Origin of the sequence: Rhodococcus sp. R1101 (assembly GCF_000278445.1) — a bacterium.
In the GTDB taxonomy this organism is placed as follows: Bacteria; Actinomycetota; Actinomycetes; order Mycobacteriales; family Mycobacteriaceae; genus Rhodococcus; species Rhodococcus gordoniae.
This window is the reverse complement of sequence record NZ_AJVB01000459.1, coordinates 1-3,150: the sequence shown is the minus strand read 5'-3', so window position 1 is coordinate 3,150 and position 3,150 is coordinate 1. Positions and strand designations below refer to the sequence as shown.

The window sequence follows — 3,150 nt, the reverse complement described above, 5'->3', positions numbered from 1 at the left end:
AGCGCCGCGACGATGTCTTCGCGGACCGGCGGTGAGGCCGTGGCGGTGAGAGCCACGAGGGGTGGGCGACCGAGCGTCTCGACCACGTCTCCCAGGCGCAGGTATTCCGGTCTGAAGTCGTGACCCCACATCGAGACGCAGTGCGCCTCGTCGACGACGAGGAGCGAGACCTGCACGTCGCGCAGACGGCCCAGGACCTCGTCCTTGACGAGTTGTTCCGGAGCGAGGAAGACGTAGTCGGCATCGTGTTCGAGCACGGCACGCCAGTTCGCCTCGTTCTCGGACTCGGGCTGGCGCGAATTGATGGCGACCGCATCGGGCGCCTCCGAGTGGTCGAGACCGGCGATCTGATCGTTCTGCAGCGCGATCAGAGGCGAGACGACCACGGTCACCCCCGGTAGCAGCAACGAGGGCACTTGATAGATCGCGGATTTCCCGGATCCGGTGGCCATGACGGCAAGGACGTCGCGTCCGTCGAGCAGCGGCGCCATGGCGTCCAGTTGCTCGGGGCGCAGAGCGCTCCAGCCGAAGACATTCTGCGCGGCGGCACAGAGTTCCTTGCGTGCCTCGTCCGACGCTCGTTCGGGCGAGGATCGATACATTTTGTGCTGCAAGTGAACTCCAGATTCCGTGTGGACTGCCCGGGTGGGGCGAGCGCGGGATGCCTGCCGCATACCCGGGGACGCGCCCGACCCAAACGGCTCGCGGATCCCGTGCCTGCCGTGTCGGTCCGGCCGGGTGTGGGTACCCGCGCTCCATACGTGCCGAGGAGGAGAGATGAACGATGCTCGACCCCGTGCTCTGGTGACCGGAGCCTCGCGAGGGATAGGCCGGGAGCTGGCCGCCCTGTTCGCGGCCGACGGCTACGATCTCGTCCTGGCAGCGAGATCGGGCGCGCTGGACTCGGTCGCCGCCGACCTGGAGAAGACCGGGGTGGACGTGGTGGCGGTCCACGCCGACCTGCGGACGCCGGACGGCGTCCGGGCGGTCCACGAGGCCGCGACAGCCGAGGGCCGCATTCCGGCCGCCGCCGCGCTCAACGCCGGTGTCGGGGCCGGCGGCGCATTCGTCGACGCAGAGCTCGAGGACGTGCTCTCGATCGTCGACGTCAACGTGCGCTCGACGGTGCATCTGGCGCACCTGTTGCTGAACGACATGCTGCAGGCGGGATCGGGCCGCATGCTGATCACATCGTCGGTCGTATCGACGATGCCCGGCCCCTACCAGGCCGTGTACAACGCGTCCAAGGCCTTCGTGCAGTCCTTCGCCGACGGTGTCCGGAAGGAGTTGGACGGCAGCGGGGTCACGCTCACGTCGATGCTGCCCGGGGCCACCGACACCCATTTCTTCGCGCGTGCCGGGATGCTCGACACCCTGCTGGGGAAGTCCCCCAAGGACGATCCGGCCCATGTGGCCCGGGACGGCTATGCCGCGCTGATGCGCGGCGAGCGGAACGTGGTGCCCGGTTCCCTCCTCGCCAAATCCATGGCGGTCTTCGGTACGGTGGCGCCCGACGCCGTGACCTCGGCCGTCCACCGGGTCCTGGCGAAGCCGCGATCGGAGAGATGAGCCCGCGACGAGAGGACCGGTCAGGCGGATCTCGTCCGTGCGGCCGGGCGGGTGGGATGGTCGTAGCGCACCAGCACGTCCGCATCCGTCTCGCCGTGCTCGAGCAACGCGGTGATCGTCCAGTGATCCCCGGCGCGCGTACGTCTTTCGAGCGCCCCACGCGACATCGTCAGGGAAACGGTGACATCGAAGTCGAGCCCGCGGCCGAGGAGCATCGGACCGGCGACGACGAGAACCTGGTCGTGCGCCGCCGGCCGTGGGAGTTCGCGTGCCGAGCGGTCGGTGTCCTCGTCCCACAGGCGAGGAAGCCATCGGCGCTGTTCGTGCAATGCTCGCACCACCTCCCGATCGAGTGCTGCGTAGTCGAACCAGTCGTGCCGGTAGCTGTGCGGATCGGTCCGCCCGTGCTCGAGCCGGAGGGACGCCGGCCGGACGAAGTCGTGGAGTGAGACGACGTCGGCGGCACGGCCCCGTGTTCGCAGTTCCGTCGTGATTCGGCGCGCGAGTTCCACCGGGTCTGCCGCGTCGGGTGCACTCACGGCGACGCATACGGTTCCGGTGAGCGATTCGGCACGGTCGGCGACGGAGACCGTGAGGGCCTCGGGGGTGAGGGGAGTGAACGAGGGCATCGGTCGTCGCTCATGCCCTTCTGCGGGTGAGGATCACCAGGGTGCGTCGTTGCCGTCCGGTACCGGTGTGTCGAGAAGCCGGTCGAGCCAGAGCACCGCTTCGACCAAGGCTTCCATCTGCGATGCCCAGTCCATCGCGAAGACCACCTCGTCGAGGTCGCTGCGGGCCGCGGCGGAGTCGCCGGCGAGTGCATCGACGACGGCCTTCATCACGGTGCTCTCCGGCTGCGGAAGTTCCTCCGGCCGGACGTGACGGCCGCTCTCGGTCCGGATGGTCAGTTCGAAGGACTCGTCGCCGCGCACCTGCGGGCCGATCTTGTCGACCACGACGTCGGCGATCGTCGAGACCGTCCACCTCAGCACGCCGCCGTACAGCGGGGGAGTGATCCGGGACGGCGACTCCGAACCGGCGCTCGACACCAGTGCCGCGACCTCTTCGGTCAGTTCGCTGTAACCGTTCTCGTGGGCGAGAGCGAGAAGGCGTCCTCCCATCACCGCGTCGCTGCGTGTGATTCCGGCTCGTTCCTCGTGCATGGGCACCGAATGCCCCATTTTGTGTCCCATCACACATCGGCATTGCGCGGGTTGTGCGGTGACCACGGTCGAGAGAGTGAGGCGTATCACATCCGAGCGCTATTCTGAGGTCATGAAGCACATCGCCACTGGGCCGAAGGACGTCACGGTCGGTGTCGGGGACACGATCGAACTGCACCTTCCCGAGAACACCTCCCGGGACTACTGCTGGTCGACGTCGAGGGTCGGAGAAGGACTCGTCCTGCGCGACATCCGATTCCTGCCGTCGAAGAATCCGCTGCCGGGAGGGGCCGGTGAACGGGTCTTCAGTTTCACGGCACGCCGCGCCGGCACCTGGCCCATCTCCCTGCGCATGCGCAAGCACGCCGACCTGATCGCCGACAGCGCGAACATGACCGTCACGGTCGCGTGAGGGCGT

General features: G+C 68.0%; 5 protein-coding genes. 2 read left to right on the top strand and 3 right to left on the bottom strand.

Going from position 1 to position 3,150, the window contains the following annotated elements; genetic code table 11:
- Window positions 1-602: DEAD/DEAH box helicase (locus R1101_RS0119840; RefSeq protein WP_016935053.1), on the bottom strand; the 602-nt coding region annotated here is incomplete at its 3' end.
- 175 nt (window positions 603-777) lie between these two features.
- Between R1101_RS0119840 and R1101_RS0119835 the strand changes: the two genes are divergently transcribed.
- Entirely contained in the window at window positions 778-1,569 is a 792-nt protein-coding gene (locus tag R1101_RS0119835) for an SDR family NAD(P)-dependent oxidoreductase (protein WP_026003491.1), read from the top strand.
- A 20-nt stretch (window positions 1,570-1,589) separates the two neighbouring features.
- On the opposite strand, the gene R1101_RS0119830 is transcribed toward R1101_RS0119835, so the two are convergent.
- Both R1101_RS0119830 and R1101_RS0119825 read right to left on the bottom strand, forming a co-directional pair.
- Complete coding sequence (locus tag R1101_RS0119830; protein ID WP_016935051.1) at window positions 1,590-2,198, bottom strand: hypothetical protein; 609 nt, start codon at window positions 2,196-2,198, stop codon at window positions 1,590-1,592.
- A gap of 33 nt (window positions 2,199-2,231) precedes the next feature.
- The gene (locus R1101_RS0119825) at window positions 2,232-2,762 is read right to left on the bottom strand and encodes a hypothetical protein (RefSeq protein ID WP_232284791.1); all 531 of its coding nucleotides are present in this window, start codon (window positions 2,760-2,762) and stop codon (window positions 2,232-2,234) included.
- An 82-nt stretch (window positions 2,763-2,844) separates the two neighbouring features.
- Between R1101_RS0119825 and R1101_RS0119820 the strand changes: the two genes are divergently transcribed.
- Window positions 2,845-3,144 (top strand): protease inhibitor I42 family protein, encoded by a 300-nt coding sequence (locus tag R1101_RS0119820; RefSeq protein WP_016935049.1) that lies wholly within the window; start codon window positions 2,845-2,847, stop codon window positions 3,142-3,144.
- Window positions 3,145-3,150: the final 6 nt, after the last annotated feature.